We start from the raw sequence: 15,983 nt of genomic DNA, 5'->3' as shown, positions 1-15,983 counted from the left end.
AGAACCACTCGGGCTTCAAGAAAGGCCTTATGGGAGGACACGGCTTCTCCGCACTCGTGGAGGGTCATGGAAGGAGGGTACTCGTTGACACCGGCACGAACGGGAGGGTTCTCCTCAACAACATGGACGAGCTGGACGTCGAGCCAGATTCCATAGACTACGTCTTCATAACACACGGCCACTACGACCACACCGGCGGACTTAAGGCCTTCCTTGAGGCCCGCTCAAGACCAGTAAAAGTCATCGCACACCCCGGCATCTTTGTGAGGAGGGTGGCACTGAAGCCCGAGAGGAGGGAGATTGGCATACCCTTTGAGAAGGAAGAGCTTGAGGAGCTGGGGGCCCGCTTTGTCCTGAGGAGAGAACCCTTCGAGTTTACGGAAGGGTTCATGAGCTCGGGGGAGATAGAGAGGGAAACATGGGACAGGGCAGTCGGCTACCTCGCTGAAGATGACCTCAAACCCGACCCAGTGAAGGACGACATCGCCCTGATAATCGACCTCGGGGAGAACGTCGCTGTAATAACCGGTTGCGGACACTCTGGCGTGATAAACATAGCTAACCACTCCATGAAAGTTTCCGGAAAGCCCGTAAAGGCCCTCGTAGGTGGCCTGCACCTCATAGGGGCGAAGCCGGAAACGCTGGAGGACGTCGTTAAAAACCTCGACGTTGAGTTCCTTTTCGCAGGCCACTGCACCGGCCTTGAATCCTTCGCATACCTGAGGTGCCAGATGGAAGGGGTAGAGCCCCTCCACGTCGGGAAGAGTGTGGAGCTCTAGCGATACTTTTTTATATTTTCGCACCGACTAAGGTCTTAGAATAAACCCATGGGGGTGGAACTATGGACGTGAACGTTTTGAACAGGTACGAAGGCCTCTTCGAAAAGCTCGGCATATTGCTCGTGGTCGTGTTTTTCCTGCTGGTGATAGCGGGCTTTAGCGATGTCTCCGGTGTCGGGAAGATTATGACTCTCGTTCTGCTATTCATCGTCGGGCTGGCCTCTCTGGCTGGCTACATCATAGCCCATTCCCTCGATTGAATAGCTTTTTAAAGCCCCTCCCCAACTTTTTCTCCGCGAGAGAAGGGGAGGGGTGAGAATGAAGAACCCGTTTGAGAAGATGCCAACGGTTCTTACCGCTGACGAGCTCATCGATAAGGCCTTCAGGAGGGCCGAGAAAGCCGCTTCGGCGTTTAACCCTGTTGGCGGAAAGGTGGCAAAGGCGAGGGGGAGGGAAGAACTTAGGGTAAGAACTGTATCCAACGTCATCAGGGACAACCTGAGGAAGATACTGGACAGAACACCGGGCGTTTCAACGCTCCCGAAGTTCTATCAGGAGCTCGTGGATACACTCGTTGACCGCGACCAGTTCCACCGCTCGCTGGCGAGGGTTAACTGGGCGATAAAGACGATAAGGAACCTTGAAATCAGGCACGTGGAGAAGATACGCTACTCGCGGGACCCGGTTGAGATAGCGAAGCTCAGAAGGGCCTTCTACGGGCGCGTCGCTGACATACTGCACGAGATAGACGATGACTTGAGGTACCTCAACAGGGCAAGGAACGTTCTCAAGGGGTTACCGGTTGTTGACCTTGAGCTACCAACGGTAGTTATAGCCGGCCACCCCAACGTGGGCAAAAGCACGCTTTTGAGGGCCCTGACCAACGCAAAGCCAGAGGTTGCGAGCTATCCCTTTACCACCAAGGGCATAAACGTCGGCCAGTTCGAGGAGCACTACCTCCGCTATCAGGTCATAGATACGCCCGGTTTGCTCGACAGGCCCCTCAGCGAGAGAAACGATGTTGAGAGGCAGGCAATCCTAGCCTTAAAGCACCTCGCGGACCTGATAGTCTACATCTTCGACCCCAGCGAGCACTGCGGTTATCCTGTTGAGGAGCAGACCCACCTCTTCGAGGAAATCTACCGGGAGTTCGGCGAGTTTCCCTTCATAGTTGCGATAAACAAGGTGGACATAGCGGAGGAGGAGAAGATTAAGAGAATCGAAAACTTCGTCCGCTCGATGGGCCTCGAACCTGTGAGGATTTCGGCCCTAACCGGGGAGGGCCTCGACGAGCTCAGGAAGCGCGTTGTAAAGGTTGTGGAGCCAAAGGCCAGAGAGCTGGCGAAGAAAATCATGGAGAAGGAACTCAGAAAGTACAGGGAAGGTTCCGAGCTTTAATTCTTTACTACCTTCTCCCATATTACAGCTTAAAGGTTACAAAAGCATAAGACAGAGAAGGCAAAGCCGAGAGGAATCAGGCGTTCTCCTCCTTTATGAGAACGGCGTTGACAACACCGTCCTGACCGGGCCTGCTCGTGACGATGGCCTTCCCTATCTCGGTCTCTATGATGGCGCCCTTGGTTATTATGTTCCTCCTCGCGTACTGCCTGTTGGCCGGGTTCTCGACGACGTTGAGTATCTTGACCTTCTTGCCCTTGCCGTTCTCGAAGACGTTGGCGTAGAGGGCACCGACGAGGCGAACCTTCCTGTTACCGCCGAACGTCCTTATAATCTTCCTCTTCTCGACGTCCTCAACGACCCTGGTGTTCGCGGGTTCCCTACCGAGCTCCCTCTTCCTCTTCTTCCTCGCGAGGACAATCCTTCCTCCCGAAGGTTTCTTAAGTGATCTTCCCTGCCAGATTGCCATTTATCTCACCCCGATTAGCTTGACGACCCATCGCCACTTTCGGGAGTTCGTTTATAAGCTTTTCCTAGGGAGAAGCCTTTTAAGCTCCGATGCCTTACCATTGGTGGTGGTTTCATGGGCGCCCTTCACGCCTTCTCAACGGCCTTCTCACTGGTCTCGGGGGAGAAAAAGGCCTACGCAGTCATCCTCATAGCGGTGCTAATACTCATCCCTCTGGGAACCGCCCTCGGGCTGTCTTCCGATGAAGGGCAGGTCTTCAAGGAGACCAGAATGGGAAACGTGACCTTCGAGGAATACGGGGCGAAGGAGCTGAGCAACACCCTCGTTGAGAACCTCAGGAACCTGCTCATCTACTCGCTGATAGCCCTCGTCCTCTTCTCCTCTATCCAGTATGGGGTCACGAAGGCCTACATCCTCTTCTCAAGGGGAGAGGAATACTCAATGGGCGAGCTCCTCCTTGAGGGGCTGAAGCACTTCCCAGGGGTCATAGTGGTCAACATCCTCGGTTACCTATCCCTGATGCTCCTCTCAGCCATCCCAATCGGGATGGTGATTACGGGTGCTGTGGTGGGCGAGAAGGGACTCGTGTTGCTCTTACTTGGTGTGGCGCTCATCATAGCCATAATACCCTTCGGGATAGCCTTCTCAGCCATTCTCGTACCGGCGTACATTGAAGAGGGCAACGTGGGTGCTTTCCTAACGGCCTTAACTCTGGCCCTCAGAAACTTCCTCAGCTCTATAGGGCTGGGTGTTCTCCTGCTACTCCTGCTACTCGGGGTTTCGGTTGTACTTGCACCCATCCTCCTGCTCGCTTACCTGGCCATGCCCGGGAGCACAGCTCTGGCCTCGGTGGTAATTGCCCCCTTCGATGCCTTCATTGTAGCATTCATCTGGGCCTCAGGGGTGGTATTTTACACCGACCTGAAGGGAAAGGAGAGGGAAAAAGAGTTCCTCTACTGACGCCTTTCCCTCGCGGCCTTGACCAGTCCCCTGAAGACCGGTGCCGGGCTCATCGGCCTCGACTTGAACTCGGGATGGAACTGGGTCGCTATGAAGTAGCTGTGGCCCGGCAACTCAAGTATCTCCATCCTTCTCTCGTCGTCGCCGGCGATACCGCTGAAGACCAGCCCCGCTTTCTCGAACCTCTCGATGTAGTCTGGATTCACCTCCCAGCGGTGTCTGTGCCTCTCGTATATCAGCTCCCTTCCGTAGAGCCTGTGAGCTAAGGTTCCCGGTTTTACCTTAACGGGGTACACCCCGAGGCGCATCGTTCCGCCGAGCCTGTCCAAACCCCGTTGCTCGGGCATCAGGTCAACGACTGGGTGTGGGGTTTGAGGATCTATCTCGGTCGAGTGCGCCCCCTTAAGCCCGAGAACGTTCCTCGCGAACTCGACGACAGTCAGCTGGAAGCCGAAGCATATTCCGAGGAAGGGTATGTCGTTCTCTCTGGCGTAGCGTATGGCCTCTATCTTCCCCTCGCTCCCCCTAGCTCCAAAGCCCCCCGGAACTATGATGCCGTCGACACCCTCCAGAAGGGCGGTTCCTTCCCTCTCAACGTCCTCCGCCTCTATCCAGCGTATCCTCACCTTGACATCGTTGGCCACGCTGGAGTGCTTTAAAGCCTCTTTTATGCTGAGGTAGGAGTCGGCTAACTTAACGTACTTTCCAACGATGGCTATCTCGACCTCATCGCTCAGGGACTTGTACTTCTCCACCATCTCACGCCAGGCGTCGAGTTCCGGCTTCCTCTCTGGAAGACCGAGCCTCTTCGTGAGGTAAGCGGGGAGTCCCTCCTTTTCAAGGAGGAGAGGAACCTCGTAGGTGTCTTCAACGTCGTAGGCGCTGACGACGGCTTCTTCCGGAACGTTCGTGAAGAGGCTTATCTTCTTCCTCGCCCCCTCCTCCAGCGGGTCCTCTGAGCGGGCCACTATCGCATCCGGCTGGATTCCGAGGGAGCGGAGCTCTTTAACGCTGTGTTGAGTTGGCTTGGTCTTCTGCTCGCCAACGACCTTCAGTTTGGGAACGTAGGTGACGTGGACGAAGGCGACGTTGTCCCTGCCCTCTTCGAGCTGCATCTGTCTCGCCGCCTCAAGGAAGGGCATGCTCTCGATGTCGCCGACGGTTCCGCCTATCTCAACGACAACCACTTCATAGTCCCTCGCGATTCTCCTTATGCGCTCCTTTATCTCGTTGGTGATATGAGGGATAACCTGAACCGTTGCTCCGAGGTATTCTCCTCTCCTCTCCTTCTCGATGACGGCAGAATAGACCTTCCCGGTCGTTATGTTGTGGTCGAATGTGAGGTTGGTATCCAGAAAGCGCTCGTAGTTTCCCAAATCCAGGTCAACCTCACCGCCGTCGTCGAGCACAAAAACTTCCCCGTGCTGATAGGGGTTCATCGTCCCGGCGTCGTAGTTGATGTAGGGGTCGATCTTGATGTTGGTCGTTCTAAATCCGCGCGCCTTCATGAGCATCCCGAGGGAAGCGCTGGTTATGCCCTTTCCGAGACCGCTAACGACACCGCCCGTGACAAAGATGAACTTCGTCATGATAAAACCTCCCTGCGTTATGTCGTTGGTTGATTGGGGAGTGCTTAAAAGTTTTATCAAAATTGGCGGAGAGGGTTAGGAAGAGGATAAAAGGGAGGGAATTTACTCATCCAGCTCGATGCCGTTGCCCTCCTCCTCGGTGAGCTCCCTTATCTCGTAGACCTTGAGGGGAACCTTCTTTAGGGCCTTTCCAACAACGGCCTTAGCTATTCTGACCGCATGTTCAACCGTCTGGGCGTTGTAAACCTTGAGGGTCAGGTACATGCCAACGAGCCCGACGTTCCCGACGACGAAAGCGCTCTCGAAGTGGGCACCGCAGACCGGGCACTGGGAGTAGCCGAGCTCGACCCTCACGAAGTCCAGCTTCTCCTTGTTGAGGGCCTTAGTTACCTTGCTCACCGCGACGTTTATGGCATCCTCGCTCGTCTCAACGTCCCTAACGATTATAGGTGCCTCAAGGACAACCACGTAGTCCCCCATTTCTCTCACCTCACCCAAACGCGAAGAGCCTGTCGTCCTCACCCCTGAAGACGCCAAGCCTTACGCCCGCATCGATAAAACCGTGGGCGTAGTTCAGGGCCGCAAAGGCCGTAACGTAATCGCCCCTCTCGTAGTAGTATCTGGCGTCCTCAAAATAGCTTCTCGCCATGGTCAAAAAGTCCTCGGCGACTTTCATAAGGAGGCTTTTCTCGTGAACGGCTATTTCCAACCGGTTTAGTGCTTCTTCGGTTATTTTGAAGTACTTGAGGAGCTTCTCCTCCGTTATCTCTCGGCCCACCGGTCTCGCCTCGGTCGTCCTTTGAAAGCCTTCTTATAAACCTTACCAAAGCTTCACCAAAAAAGTTTTGACTCAAATGGGCGCATGATATGTCGCATGCCTTTTGATCAATCTCAAAAAAGCACACACTTTTTCGCCAGCACTTGCTTTACAGGGCTGTAAGGGGGGCAGTGGGAAGTGTCGCCCCCCTGGGGGTCCCGACGTCATCGCAACCCCATACTCGTCGGGCAGGGGAAGATGGAGTGAAAGCGATAAAAGGCTTATGGCTCGAAAGCTTTTATAACCCAAGTCCCAACCGAAAGCGGTGCGAAACATGGGTGGAACCGTGAGCAAGATAATACACTTCAGGGATGAGGAGGAGTTTATAGACGATATGGACTCCGCTCTGGAGCGCTTTTCCTATCTGGCGAGCAAATACGGCCATAATCCCGTCGAGGGAGTACTCCTGTGGGACTACATTGGGATAAAGGACGATGAAGGCGTGAAGGTCTTTCGGGTTGGGGAGTTTCCCTTCGTCGAGGGCACTCTGAAGCTCGACCTTGAGAAGATACGCATCATCGAGCGCTATTTCGACGAGATGGAGAGCAGGCTTGACGAGCTAACAGTTGAGGAGATAAACTACTTCGTCGAGATGCTGAACGATGCCCTTGGGGAGGAGAGGGTTTATTACGACGCCTACAACCTAGGCCTCGACAGGAACACCGCCTACATAATCCTCAACATCGCCTCCGTCCACTACCTTGAGACAATCCTTGAGGGAAGGGACAAGGAGCTCTTTGAGGAGGCTATTGGAGCACTTCTCAAATACCTATGAGGTGGTGGGGAATGCTCTTCAAGAAAAGGGGCGTATTCACCGAGAGGGACGCGGAAAAGGTCATAGGGTGGATGAGTGCCCATCCCGAGGAGAGAGAGCTGATAGTCATGGCCGAGGGAGTTACCGCCGAGGCGAAGAGAAGGCTCTGGGACTACGCGAGAGCGGTTCATCTCATGGCAGACATGACCGGCGAGGAGAGGAGCGTTAAGGTGGAGATACTGGAGGGCTTCGTGAGCGAGAGAGTTAAGGGACTCAACGTGGAGGAGTTAAAGCCATGAGGCTCATAATGGCTGAGGTCTTCAACAGCTGGCAGGGCGAGGGGGGAAGCGTCGAAGGTTCAGCCTTCGGGAGAAGGCAGATTTTCGTCCGCTTCGCCGGTTGCGACCTTCACTGTAATTATTGCGACTCAAAACAGTACATCGATGCATCCCGCGTTTTCCGCTGGCGCTATGAGGTAGAACCCTTTACCGGAAAGTTCGAGTATAAGCCGAATCCGGCTTCGCTTGAAGAGGTCGTTGATGCAGTTCTACGGCTTGATACAGGGGATATACACTCGATAAGCTACACCGGGGGAGAGCCGACGCTCCAGATAAAGGGTCTGAAAGCCTTAATGGAGCGCATGAAAGAACTCGGTTTCGATAACTTCCTTGAGACCCACGGGGGTCTTCCAGAGCTTGTTAAGGAGGTTGCTCCTCTGGTGGACTACGCGAGCGTGGACATAAAGGACGAGACGGCTAAAGCCACGGAAGACTGGAAAGGACTCGTTCTCAGGGAGGTCGAGAGCATAAGGATTCTTAAGGGGGAAGGCGCAAAGGTCTACGCCAAGCTCGTCGTTACCTCGGAGACGAGGGCTGAAAACGTTCGCTGGTATGCGGAGATTTTAAAGGGACTTGCACCGCTGGCGATACAACCGAGAGAGCCGATTGAAATAAGCCAGGAGAGGCTTATGGAGCTCTACCGCGAGGCCGCGCTGGTAATGGGAAGAAAGAACGTCGGGCTCAGTTTTCAGGTGCATAAGTACCTCAACGTTCTCTGAGAGTGTTTTTAAGACCAATCCCAAACTTTCCCCGGCGATGATGAGATTGGCCTTTGGGGTACCGATGCCCGGGATCGACGGCCTGAGCCACCCGTCAAATTTTTAAATCCCCTCTTTTAGTTACCTTCGGAAAGATTAAGGGGGTGGTGCCATGCCAGTGATAGAGGAAGTGACTGCCCCGAGAAGTCTCGAAAGGGTCGGCATGCACTCCCACATAAGAGGTCTCGGCCTCGACGAGAACGGAAAGGCGAGGTTCATAGCGGACGGAATGGTCGGGCAGGTTAAGGCAAGGGAAGCCGCGGGAATAGCAGTCGAGCTCATAAAGCGCGGTAAGCTCGCCGGAAAGGGCATCCTCCTCGTCGGGCCGACCGGTTCTGGTAAAACGGCCATAGCGATGGGAATAGCCAGGGAACTTGGTGAGGACGTTCCCTTTGTCCAGATAGCGGGGAGCGAGATTTACTCGGCCGAGGTCAACAAGACGGAGTTCCTTAAGCAGGCCATGAGAAGGGCCATAGGGGTTAGAATAAGTGAGGAGAGGAAGGTGTACGAAGGCGAGGTTAAGGAGATTAGAATAAACAAGACGAGGCATCCCTTCAACCCCTACGTGGAAGTTCCGGAAAGCGTCGTGATAACCCTGCGCACTAAAGACGACGAGAAGACCGTCAGAGCGGGCAGGGAAATAGCCTATCAGCTCATGGAGCTCGGCGTTGAGGAGGGAGACGTCATCCAGATCGATGCAGAAACCGGAAGGGTCTCGAAGATTGGAACCACGAAGGAGGAAGAGGGACTCTTCTTCAAGAGGAAGGTCAACCTTCCGAGCGGGCCGGTTCTCAAGATAAAGGAGTTCACCTACACGGTTACGCTCCACGACTTGGATGTCGCCAACGCGCGCGGAAACATCTTCGGCCTGCTATTCAGCACGGGAGCCGAGATAAGCGACGAGATAAGACAGCGCGTTGACGAGACCGTAAAGAGCTGGGTGGAGGAAGGAAGGGCAACGCTTGTCCCGGGGGTTCTCTTTATAGACGAGGTTCACATGCTCGACATAGAGGCGTTCTCCTTCCTAGCGAGGGCGATGGAAAGCGAACTGGCGCCGATACTTATCTTAGCAACCAACCGTGGAAGGACAAAGATAAGGGGAACCGACATAGAGGCCCCGCACGGGATTCCAATAGACATGCTCGACAGGCTCCTGATAATCAACACCGAGCCCTACAAGAAGGAGGAAATCCGCGAGATAGTCAAGATTCGCGCAAAGGAGGAGAAGATAGAGGTCAGCGAGGAGGCGATAGAATACCTTGCCGAGCTCGGCGAGAAGACCAGCCTCCGCTATGCCGTCCAGCTCCTAGCTCCTGCAAGCGTTCTGGCTAAAGGCGGAAGAGTCGAGAGGGAGCATGTGGAAAAGGCAAAGGAGTACTTCGCCGACCTCAGGAGGAGCATGGAGTTCGTCGAGAAGCTTGAGGGCATGCTGAGCTGATTTCTTTTCCTTTCTTTTAGTAACACTTTTAAGCCTTGGTGGATTAACACCTCCGGTGAGAGAATGCGCCGAAGTTATGCCCTTCTCATCGCCATCCTGATTATCGGAGTGCTTACGAGTGGATGCCTCTCAACCACCGGCTCGGCTCAAAGTCCATCCAGCATTGAGGACACTTCCAGCATTTCACATCACAGTCCCAGCAAACAGGCAGGGACTGAAACCTCCCCGGCAGCTGCGAGGGTGAAAACAGCCGAGATAAACGGCACGTTCTCCGGCTATCTGACTGCTCCCCTAACTGTTTTTGAGGAAGTCGAGCGGTTTCTTGAGGGCATAAACGCAACGCTATACACGTTTGAGGTGGAGATAATCGGGGAGAACTTCAACACCAGCGTTACCCTTTACGCCCTGAAGCTCGTCCCTCCTTTTGTTCCCCACGACTTTAACGTCACAGTCAACGCCCATCCAGTTAACGGGACGGTTTTCATCTCCTACGCCCGGAAGATTCCGGTTTCCATCGAAGCGGGAGGCATTGGAACGACATCTTACCTCGAAGTGCAGCCCCAAGCTGTCCTGAAAGCCTCCGGCGCCCTAGACAAAGCCGAGCTGAACAACCTCAACGGCTCCACGATTCTAACCCTTGGGGAAACCAGAGGGGAGCTCAGGCTTATCCTCAGGCTCGCTAACTCCGGAAGCTACACTTTCATCGTTCTCCACAACGGCACGGAGATTACATCAGCCCGTATGGAGGTGGACGGATGAGGAGACTTTACTGGGCGGTTCCCTTTCTGGCCTACTCTCTCGCCTACCTGTTCTGGGAGTTTAGACCCACCCTCGCATTCTTCGTTGCCCTGAACTGGCTGGTCTTCCTCATGGAATACCGATACGGAGGGGAATCAAGGGAAAGCGAAGAACTGACGGCCTTTGGGGTCAGTATGGCACTCCTTCTCCTCCCGGTTGGAGGATACATAACCGTTTTCGCCGAGCTCTTTACTGCTTTCACCTTCGTCTTTGAGTTTCTCGTTGTCTCATTAAAGGCCAGGAAGCTTTAACCTTTCATTATCTCCATCAGCTTTCTGCTGAGGTCAAGGTGAAAGGTGAACTCACTGTAAAGCCCGTCCTTGCCTGGGAACGCCAGCTTGAGCTCGTTGAGGGCAACCTTGCCCCCGAACTCGCCGAAGATTACGATGCCGTTCACCTCGATGACACCAAAGACGGCCGAGAGGTTGAAGAGCAACGTCCTCAACTGGTAGGCCGAGACTTCGTGGTGGCCAAGGCTTTCCCGGGGGTATTTGAAGAGGAAGTACTCAAGGCCCTCCATCTCGGCAACGTCCGTTACAGCTATGTCCGCCGTGAGAAACACCACCAAAACCGGGCTCATCGTGTCGTAGCGCTTCAGGGTCTTCACTATAAGCTCGTCGTTGTTGTGGACGGGCTCACTCACGCTTTCCGCTATGATTATCCTGTCTTTCAGCCTCTCGAACTCCTTTAGGGCTATGTATGCAGCTTTCCTGCTCTTCTTCGTCCGCCTGTTGTTGAACTCCCTGAGCAGGTGGGGGTTTCTGACGACCCTTGAGAGTTCCTCCAGTTGCTTCCTCCGGTATTTGTAGTTCATGGCCTCCTCTATCTCCTTTTTAACCCCCTCGGCCACTATTATCTGGTAGCCGTCGAGGGGTCGGTAGGAGGAGATGAAGCGGTGGTAGAAGAGGTTCGTGTCGGGGGCGAAAACGACGCCCTTCCTCAGCCTGCGGTAGAGCTCAAGGGTTCTCTCGAACTCGTCAAGGTTCTCGTACCTCACTATGCCGGAGGAAATAAAGCATTCGTAGAAGTCGCTCCACGTGGGAAGCTCCGAGGAATGCCCCCGGGAAAGGGCATTAAAAGCTCTCCTCTCGGCCAGGACGGTTAGTTCGTACCCTCTCGCCGAAGGTCTAACCTTGAGAAGGGGAAGCTCGTAGAGGGGGTAGGAAACTTCGAGTTCTCCTTTCTCGGCCAGAAGGTTGATCAGTATCTGAAGTTCAGGCTTCTGTATCACGACTTCTCCCACAGCCCAGCCCCCATGAAGTTCTTAACGGGTTGCAAGTGAGCCGGAATCATCATGTAGGGCCTGTTCGGGAAGTCCCTGTCGAGAAGTCCCATGTAGACGATGAAGGAAACGGGAAAGTTGATTGACTGCACTATCGCCGCGGCGACAATGGCCTTTCTACCGGAGGTTATGTCTATCCCTATGCCATACCCCTCTCCGGCGAGCTCCGAAAAGAGCTCATGGAACTTCTTCTCAGCCTCGTTGAAGCCGTAGTCAGGTAAAACGACTGTAAATATCTCAGGGTTCATGCTGTAAGCCGAGGAGAGAACATCGAAGGCCCTGACAACCTTTCTAAGGCCTTCCCTATACCTCTCCTCGGTGAAGATGTACAGCCTCTCGATGCCCCCCATCCCGTACTCCCTGAGGAGCTTGTAGTAAGTGTTCACAGACGCCCAGGGCGAACGGCCCAAGATACTCACGTAGGCGAGCTTTCCAGCCATTTTACTCCACCATTATCAAGCCGTAGAGGACGCTCTCGGAGAAGTCTATATCCACGAGGGAGCTCAGCTCTATTCCCACGGCGTCAACGCTCGGCCTGACCTTTTCAGGCATCCTGCATGCTTGACCCCTCTCAAAGGGGCAGTCGTCGCAGAGGTTGCAGTTGCCCGGGAAGAGGGCCATCGCGTAGAGCTTGCCCTCCTTGAAGAGCTCGGCTTCCCTCTTGAGGAGCCAGAGAAGGGCTTTCCGCTTTTCCTCTTCAAAGTCCTCCATGTTTATTGAGAACTTCACGAGGAGGGCCTTCCTAAAGCTCCCAACCCACTCCTTAGCTTCCCTCCAGTCCGGGGCGTGGGGAGGGCACGAGGGCCTTTTACTGTACATGAGACAAGCACGGCACTTCCAGACCGGCCTCGGCGAAACCACTATGCTCGAAGCGGCAACCTCCTTCTCCCACAGGATCTCCATCGGGCATCAAGAGAATATAGGAGGGGTAAAGTTAAAAATGCATTGCCAACGCTCAGGGAAGTGCCAGTGACTCTCCATCAAGTTTGTTGTTGATGGATTTAACAACTGAAAAGACGTACCTGCCCTTCTCCTTGGTTACCTTGATAACTGTGGTCGCTATCTCCTCCAAGAGGGGGAGGAAATGAGGACAGCTGGTTCCCAAAAGATCCCTGTTAATGAAATATAGGGCTATCCTGCGGTCATCACCAGTATAGCTCAAGATAGAGTTGACCGTTTTCATATTATCGTGCATATCGGATATCAAGAACAGTTTATCCAAGCCAAGCACTATATTCACTACGCCCCCTCTGGAGATGAGGGGCTCGTAAACCCGTGAATACTGGGTTTGTCGTATGGCATATTGATCGAGCCTAAGGCGGGCCACAACGTTCCCCACCTTCAGGGTTCCGCCCTCCTTTATGACTTTGAGTTCGTCCACAATACCTATGTCCCAACCAGCGAGCTTTAAGTGAGAAATCTGAATGTAGAGGGTATCGAGAATATCATCAACAATGACCTCGTATCCCTTTGTCTTCGCCCATTTAACGGCATAGTAAAACCCAAGGGCCGGAGACGTTAGCGAATCATGCTCTATAAGAACCGTTTCTCCCGGTTTTAAGCTATCCCATAACCAATCGGCCTTCTTGATCACTTAATCACCCCCAGTTATCACCGGGCAATGTTTCTACCTGTATGTATATAAACTTATGGAATGACAAATGTCAAAAATTATAACGCAGAAAACGGGAACTTACAACCCCCCACCATAACATTTTGTTCTAATCGGTTATCAATCCATCAGCCTGCCGCCGTTGACGTCAACCACTTCCCCGGTAACATGGTCGTTTTCGAGGAGGAATATCACGGCGTGGGCTATCTCCTCTGGTTTTGCTATCTCACCCGTTAGGGAGAGCTTTCTGAGTTTTTCCTTTATCTCCGGACTAATCAGGTCTGTATCAACCGGACCCGGAGCGACGGCGTTGACGAGTATATCAGGCGCCAGATGCCTTGCGAGGTTGAAGGTGAGGGCTATTAAGCCACCTTTAGATGCAGCGTAGTGCGGGCCAACAGTTCCGCCGTCCTTGCCGGCTATGGAGGCTATATTGACGATTTTGCCCCTCTTCATGTACTTCAGAACCTCCTGCGTTACTATGAAGGCCCCCTTGAGGTTTACAGCCAAAACGGCGTCCCAATCCTCGTCGGTGACATCCATCGGTCTTAGGGCCTTTCCAAGAATCCCGGCGTTGTTCACAAGTACGTCTATCCTGCCAAAGCGCTCGATTATCTTCTCCACCATAGCCCTGACTTCCTCCCTCTTGCTGACGTCAGCTTTAACGACAAGCGTTTCAACGCCGTATTGCCTGCAGGCTTCTTCCGTCTTCTTGGCCTCCTCCTCGCTGTGGGCATAGTTTATGACGACGTTCGCCCCTCTCTTTGCGAGTTCAACCGCTATGGCCCTCCCGATACCCCTCGCGGAACCTGTAACGAGGGCAACCTTGCCCTTAAGCTCCATGGCAACCACCACTGAAGATTGAACGTTCCGATTAATAAACATTGACGCGAAACATTTTTACGTTTAGAAACGTAATACTTACCATGAAAGGGATAATCCCCTGGATACTCGTTGCGCTGGTCATCCTCGCGGCAGGTTGTGTTTCCCAGGAAAGACCTGAAGGAGGTGTTGGGATGACGCTGAAGGTTGGCTCCGTTTTCCACAACGGGGAGTTCATACCGAAGAAGTTTACCTGCGAGGGGGAGGACTGGAATCCCCCAATCTACATCGGGAACATCAGCGAAAAGGCAAAGAGCCTCGTTGTTATAGTTGATGACCCCGATGCTCCGGGAGGAACCTTTACTCACTGGATAGCATGGAACATACCACCGGTGGGTGAGATACCCGAGGGTCTGCCAAAGAAGGAAGTCGTGGAAGAGCCAATCCACATTGTTCAGGGCAGGAACGACTTCGGAAAGATAGGCTACAACGGCCCGTGCCCGCCGAGGGGAAAGCCGCACCACTATCATTTTAAGGTCTACGCCCTCGATACAGAGCTCAAACTCAAGCCCGGTGCCACGAGGAAAGAGCTTGAGAGGGCAATGGAAGGCCATGTGATTCAGTGGGGAGAGGTCGTAGGGCTCTACGAGAGGAAGTGAGTCTACTTCTCCATCAATTTTACCACCAGGTTTATGGCACTCTGAAATGCCGACAGGAAGTTCAGCGTAAAGAATATCCAGTCGCCTATGATGTAGGAGTAGACAGTGAGCAGGCTAGCTGCGACTACGTAGATTATTATGAACTCAAGGTTGAGAGGGCAGTGCCTTTTCCTCACCGTCTCAACCGTCTGAGGAACCCACGAGCTGACGAGGAGTATCATGCCCAAAAGACCTATTATCTGTCCCCACTCCATTTTCTCACCCCGGGGAAAATCTGAGGTGGCCAAAAAAGCGTTGTGGAGGGATTTCTGTCAAACATGCCCCCGAAAAGGGAAAGTTTTATCAGATTCACGCTAAACCTCGCTCGCCAGCCTCGACATGGCCCACGTCTTGACGTCCTCATCGAGGATGTCGTTTATCAGCTTCATCGCGCCCTCAAGGTCTCCCCTCCGGGCGAGGGCCAGGGCAACCTCCGCCTGAACCTTCGAGCGGTTGGAAATGTCGGTTATGTACCGGGCTATCCTCAGAGCCCCCTCGGGCTTTCCCATCTCAAGGAAGTCGAAGGCGAGAGCCATGAGGGACTTTGTAGAGCCATCTCCATGAATTTCCAGAGCGGTCTCTATGGCCTTCTTAAGGGCCTCGGAGTAATCCCCGCCCATCTTCGCCATCTCGACGGTTATCTCGTTGAAGGCCTTCGAGCGGACGGGAAGATCCGGAATGTCCCCTGCTAATTTCAGGGCCTCCTCAAAGCGACCTCCCCTGATGAGCTTCATAACTGTCTCGTAGAGCGCCCGTGAACGGTACCATGACTGCATAGCACATCACAACCTTTCTCCTAAGAGGAGGATTTAAGGCTTCCGGAGGTAAGCTTTTAACGGTGCCCGAGAACCTTCTCGGGTGGTTGGATGAAGAGGCTCGCAATGGTACTGCTACTCGTTTTCCTCATCGGCGTCGCCTCGGGCTGTGTGGGGAGCAACGGGGGAACGACCTCAACGAAAAGCTCCCCCGCGGGAACGACTACCACCACAGCGTCCGTGGCCAAGTTCGTTGAAGTTAAGGGATACAGGATATACCTCGACAGAATACACTTCTATATGTACGGGATGAAGACGTGCCCCCACTGCAGGCGCATGCACGAGCTTATCCCTGAAAAGTTCGGAAGTGAGGCCCTTACCTACTACGAGCTCGTTGACAACGAGACAAACCAGAAACTCCTCGGCCAGATCGCCCGGCTGACCGGTATAACCGGCGTCCCGGCCATAGCGATAACCTACAACGGAACCCTCTACGCGGTGATAGAGGGCGAGTTCAACGTCAGCGCAACGCCAGAAATAATCGCGGCGGCAATGCAGAACAACGGCACACTACTCTTCGTCGGGAAGACCTACCTCCTCCCGCGCAAGGACGAGAAGTCGAAACTCCTCATCAACGCCCTCTACAGGCTCTTTGTTAGGCACGAACCGGTGGACGTTCAGAAGATACTCAGTGAGCTGAATTCGAGTTAACCTAC

General features: G+C 53.8%; 23 protein-coding genes. 12 read left to right on the top strand and 11 right to left on the bottom strand.

What is annotated here, in order from left to right:
- Positions 1-29 precede the first annotated feature (29 nt).
- The 3 genes from MVC73_RS02980 (at position 30) to MVC73_RS02970 (ending at position 2,177) form a co-directional block, all read left to right on the top strand.
- The gene (locus MVC73_RS02980; RefSeq protein WP_297506886.1) at positions 30-779 is read left to right on the top strand and encodes an MBL fold metallo-hydrolase; all 750 of its coding nucleotides are present in this window, start codon (positions 30-32) and stop codon (positions 777-779) included.
- A 62-nt stretch (positions 780-841) separates the two neighbouring features.
- A complete protein-coding gene (locus tag MVC73_RS02975; protein ID WP_297506716.1) occupies positions 842-1,039 on the top strand; it encodes a hypothetical protein in 198 nt (65 codons plus the stop codon).
- A gap of 58 nt (positions 1,040-1,097) precedes the next feature.
- Positions 1,098-2,177: an NOG1 family protein gene (locus tag MVC73_RS02970; RefSeq protein ID WP_297506714.1), complete on the top strand. Its 1,080-nt coding sequence runs from the start codon at positions 1,098-1,100 to the stop codon at positions 2,175-2,177.
- A 76-nt stretch (positions 2,178-2,253) separates the two neighbouring features.
- Here MVC73_RS02970 and MVC73_RS02965 read toward each other — a convergent pair whose 3' ends face one another.
- On the bottom strand, positions 2,254-2,646 hold the full coding sequence (locus MVC73_RS02965; RefSeq protein WP_297506712.1) for a 30S ribosomal protein S8e: 393 nt from the start codon (positions 2,644-2,646) through the stop codon (positions 2,254-2,256).
- A 114-nt stretch (positions 2,647-2,760) separates the two neighbouring features.
- Here MVC73_RS02965 and MVC73_RS02960 point away from each other — a divergent pair, with 114 nt between their 5' ends.
- Positions 2,761-3,606 (top strand): hypothetical protein, encoded by an 846-nt coding sequence (locus MVC73_RS02960; RefSeq protein WP_297506710.1) that lies wholly within the window; start codon positions 2,761-2,763, stop codon positions 3,604-3,606.
- Here the strand turns inward: MVC73_RS02960 and pyrG are convergent.
- The 3 genes from pyrG to MVC73_RS02945 form a co-directional block, all read right to left on the bottom strand.
- Positions 3,600-5,195 carry a glutamine hydrolyzing CTP synthase gene (gene pyrG, locus MVC73_RS02955; protein WP_297506708.1) on the bottom strand — a complete coding sequence of 532 codons (1,596 nt, stop codon included), beginning with the start codon at positions 5,193-5,195 and terminating at the stop codon, positions 3,600-3,602. The two genes, MVC73_RS02960 and pyrG, sit on opposite strands and share 7 nt — an antisense overlap.
- A gap of 102 nt (positions 5,196-5,297) precedes the next feature.
- Complete coding sequence (locus MVC73_RS02950) at positions 5,298-5,675, bottom strand: DUF555 domain-containing protein (RefSeq protein WP_297499695.1); 378 nt, start codon at positions 5,673-5,675, stop codon at positions 5,298-5,300.
- A gap of 10 nt (positions 5,676-5,685) precedes the next feature.
- A complete protein-coding gene (locus MVC73_RS02945) occupies positions 5,686-5,973 on the bottom strand; it encodes a DUF357 domain-containing protein (RefSeq protein ID WP_297506706.1) in 288 nt (95 codons plus the stop codon).
- Between the two features lie 313 nt (positions 5,974-6,286).
- Between MVC73_RS02945 and MVC73_RS02940 the strand changes: the two genes are divergently transcribed.
- The 6 genes from MVC73_RS02940 to MVC73_RS02915 all read left to right on the top strand — a co-directional run bounded on the left by MVC73_RS02940 (position 6,287) and on the right by MVC73_RS02915 (position 10,349).
- Positions 6,287-6,787 carry a hypothetical protein gene (locus MVC73_RS02940; RefSeq protein WP_297506884.1) on the top strand — a complete coding sequence of 167 codons (501 nt, stop codon included), beginning with the start codon at positions 6,287-6,289 and terminating at the stop codon, positions 6,785-6,787.
- Between the two features lie 11 nt (positions 6,788-6,798).
- On the top strand, positions 6,799-7,065 hold the full coding sequence (locus MVC73_RS02935; RefSeq protein WP_297506704.1) for a hypothetical protein: 267 nt from the start codon (positions 6,799-6,801) through the stop codon (positions 7,063-7,065).
- The gene (locus MVC73_RS02930; RefSeq protein WP_297506702.1) at positions 7,062-7,823 is read left to right on the top strand and encodes a 7-carboxy-7-deazaguanine synthase QueE; all 762 of its coding nucleotides are present in this window, start codon (positions 7,062-7,064) and stop codon (positions 7,821-7,823) included. The genes MVC73_RS02935 and MVC73_RS02930 overlap by 4 nt, the downstream gene beginning before the upstream one ends.
- Before the next feature lie 151 nt (positions 7,824-7,974).
- The gene (locus MVC73_RS02925; protein ID WP_297506699.1) at positions 7,975-9,300 is read left to right on the top strand and encodes a RuvB-like helicase; all 1,326 of its coding nucleotides are present in this window, start codon (positions 7,975-7,977) and stop codon (positions 9,298-9,300) included.
- A 63-nt stretch (positions 9,301-9,363) separates the two neighbouring features.
- Positions 9,364-10,059 (top strand): hypothetical protein, encoded by a 696-nt coding sequence (locus tag MVC73_RS02920; protein WP_297506697.1) that lies wholly within the window; start codon positions 9,364-9,366, stop codon positions 10,057-10,059.
- Positions 10,056-10,349, top strand: a complete 294-nt coding sequence (locus MVC73_RS02915; RefSeq protein WP_297506695.1) for a hypothetical protein — start codon at positions 10,056-10,058, stop codon at positions 10,347-10,349. The genes MVC73_RS02920 and MVC73_RS02915 overlap by 4 nt, the downstream gene beginning before the upstream one ends.
- Here the strand turns inward: MVC73_RS02915 and MVC73_RS02910 are convergent.
- The 5 genes from MVC73_RS02910 to MVC73_RS02890 form a co-directional block, all read right to left on the bottom strand.
- Positions 10,346-11,341 (bottom strand): PIN domain-containing protein, encoded by a 996-nt coding sequence (locus MVC73_RS02910; protein WP_297506693.1) that lies wholly within the window; start codon positions 11,339-11,341, stop codon positions 10,346-10,348. The genes MVC73_RS02915 and MVC73_RS02910 overlap by 4 nt on opposite strands.
- Positions 11,326-11,820, bottom strand: a complete 495-nt coding sequence (locus MVC73_RS02905) for a hypothetical protein (protein WP_297506691.1) — start codon at positions 11,818-11,820, stop codon at positions 11,326-11,328. Before MVC73_RS02905 ends, MVC73_RS02910 begins: the two co-directional genes overlap by 16 nt.
- Before the next feature lies 1 nt (position 11,821).
- Positions 11,822-12,283, bottom strand: coding sequence for a DUF2284 domain-containing protein (locus MVC73_RS02900; RefSeq protein WP_297506689.1), 462 nt, complete (start codon positions 12,281-12,283; stop codon positions 11,822-11,824).
- Positions 12,284-12,335: 52 nt separating this feature from the next.
- Complete coding sequence (locus MVC73_RS02895) at positions 12,336-12,974, bottom strand: DUF257 family protein (protein WP_297506687.1); 639 nt, start codon at positions 12,972-12,974, stop codon at positions 12,336-12,338.
- Between the two features lie 138 nt (positions 12,975-13,112).
- The gene (locus tag MVC73_RS02890; RefSeq protein WP_297506882.1) at positions 13,113-13,835 is read right to left on the bottom strand and encodes a 3-oxoacyl-ACP reductase family protein; all 723 of its coding nucleotides are present in this window, start codon (positions 13,833-13,835) and stop codon (positions 13,113-13,115) included.
- Between the two features lie 83 nt (positions 13,836-13,918).
- Here MVC73_RS02890 and MVC73_RS02885 point away from each other — a divergent pair, with 83 nt between their 5' ends.
- On the top strand, positions 13,919-14,473 hold the full coding sequence (locus tag MVC73_RS02885) for a YbhB/YbcL family Raf kinase inhibitor-like protein (RefSeq protein WP_297506685.1): 555 nt from the start codon (positions 13,919-13,921) through the stop codon (positions 14,471-14,473).
- A 2-nt stretch (positions 14,474-14,475) separates the two neighbouring features.
- Here the strand turns inward: MVC73_RS02885 and MVC73_RS02880 are convergent, their stop codons facing one another.
- Entirely contained in the window at positions 14,476-14,727 is a 252-nt protein-coding gene (locus MVC73_RS02880; RefSeq protein ID WP_297506683.1) for a hypothetical protein, read from the bottom strand.
- A 99-nt stretch (positions 14,728-14,826) separates the two neighbouring features.
- A complete protein-coding gene (locus MVC73_RS02875) occupies positions 14,827-15,288 on the bottom strand; it encodes a hypothetical protein (RefSeq protein WP_297506681.1) in 462 nt (153 codons plus the stop codon).
- Positions 15,289-15,378: 90 nt separating this feature from the next.
- On the opposite strand from MVC73_RS02875, the gene MVC73_RS02870 reads away from it, so the two are divergent.
- Positions 15,379-15,978 (top strand): glutaredoxin, encoded by a 600-nt coding sequence (locus tag MVC73_RS02870; protein WP_297506679.1) that lies wholly within the window; start codon positions 15,379-15,381, stop codon positions 15,976-15,978.
- Positions 15,979-15,983: the final 5 nt, after the last annotated feature.

The sequence above is a fragment of the Thermococcus sp. genome (assembly GCF_027052235.1).
GTDB lineage: Archaea > Methanobacteriota_B > Thermococci > Thermococcales > Thermococcaceae > Thermococcus.
Note: the sequence above shows the minus strand (reverse complement) of the source record. Positions and strands in the feature narration are given on the sequence as shown.

Coding starts and splice junctions, on each gene's coding strand:
- MVC73_RS02980 (WP_297506886.1), top strand. CDS start 30: ATGGGAGGACACGGCTTCTCCGCACTCGTGGAGGGTCATGGAAGGAGG.
- MVC73_RS02975 (WP_297506716.1), top strand. CDS start 842: ATGGACGTGAACGTTTTGAACAGGTACGAAGGCCTCTTCGAAAAGCTC.
- MVC73_RS02970 (WP_297506714.1), top strand. CDS start 1,098: ATGAAGAACCCGTTTGAGAAGATGCCAACGGTTCTTACCGCTGACGAG.
- MVC73_RS02965 (WP_297506712.1), bottom strand. CDS start 2,646: ATGGCAATCTGGCAGGGAAGATCACTTAAGAAACCTTCGGGAGGAAGG.
- MVC73_RS02960 (WP_297506710.1), top strand. CDS start 2,761: ATGGGCGCCCTTCACGCCTTCTCAACGGCCTTCTCACTGGTCTCGGGG.
- pyrG (WP_297506708.1), bottom strand. CDS start 5,195: ATGACGAAGTTCATCTTTGTCACGGGCGGTGTCGTTAGCGGTCTCGGA.
- MVC73_RS02950 (WP_297499695.1), bottom strand. CDS start 5,675: ATGGGGGACTACGTGGTTGTCCTTGAGGCACCTATAATCGTTAGGGAC.
- MVC73_RS02940 (WP_297506884.1), top strand. CDS start 6,287: ATGGGTGGAACCGTGAGCAAGATAATACACTTCAGGGATGAGGAGGAG.
- MVC73_RS02935 (WP_297506704.1), top strand. CDS start 6,799: ATGCTCTTCAAGAAAAGGGGCGTATTCACCGAGAGGGACGCGGAAAAG.
- MVC73_RS02930 (WP_297506702.1), top strand. CDS start 7,062: ATGAGGCTCATAATGGCTGAGGTCTTCAACAGCTGGCAGGGCGAGGGG.
- MVC73_RS02925 (WP_297506699.1), top strand. CDS start 7,975: ATGCCAGTGATAGAGGAAGTGACTGCCCCGAGAAGTCTCGAAAGGGTC.
- MVC73_RS02920 (WP_297506697.1), top strand. CDS start 9,364: ATGCGCCGAAGTTATGCCCTTCTCATCGCCATCCTGATTATCGGAGTG.
- MVC73_RS02915 (WP_297506695.1), top strand. CDS start 10,056: ATGAGGAGACTTTACTGGGCGGTTCCCTTTCTGGCCTACTCTCTCGCC.
- MVC73_RS02905 (WP_297506691.1), bottom strand. CDS start 11,820: ATGGCTGGAAAGCTCGCCTACGTGAGTATCTTGGGCCGTTCGCCCTGG.
- MVC73_RS02900 (WP_297506689.1), bottom strand. CDS start 12,283: ATGGAGATCCTGTGGGAGAAGGAGGTTGCCGCTTCGAGCATAGTGGTT.
- MVC73_RS02890 (WP_297506882.1), bottom strand. CDS start 13,835: ATGGAGCTTAAGGGCAAGGTTGCCCTCGTTACAGGTTCCGCGAGGGGT.
- MVC73_RS02885 (WP_297506685.1), top strand. CDS start 13,919: ATGAAAGGGATAATCCCCTGGATACTCGTTGCGCTGGTCATCCTCGCG.
- MVC73_RS02880 (WP_297506683.1), bottom strand. CDS start 14,727: ATGGAGTGGGGACAGATAATAGGTCTTTTGGGCATGATACTCCTCGTC.
- MVC73_RS02875 (WP_297506681.1), bottom strand. CDS start 15,288: ATGCAGTCATGGTACCGTTCACGGGCGCTCTACGAGACAGTTATGAAG.
- MVC73_RS02870 (WP_297506679.1), top strand. CDS start 15,379: ATGAAGAGGCTCGCAATGGTACTGCTACTCGTTTTCCTCATCGGCGTC.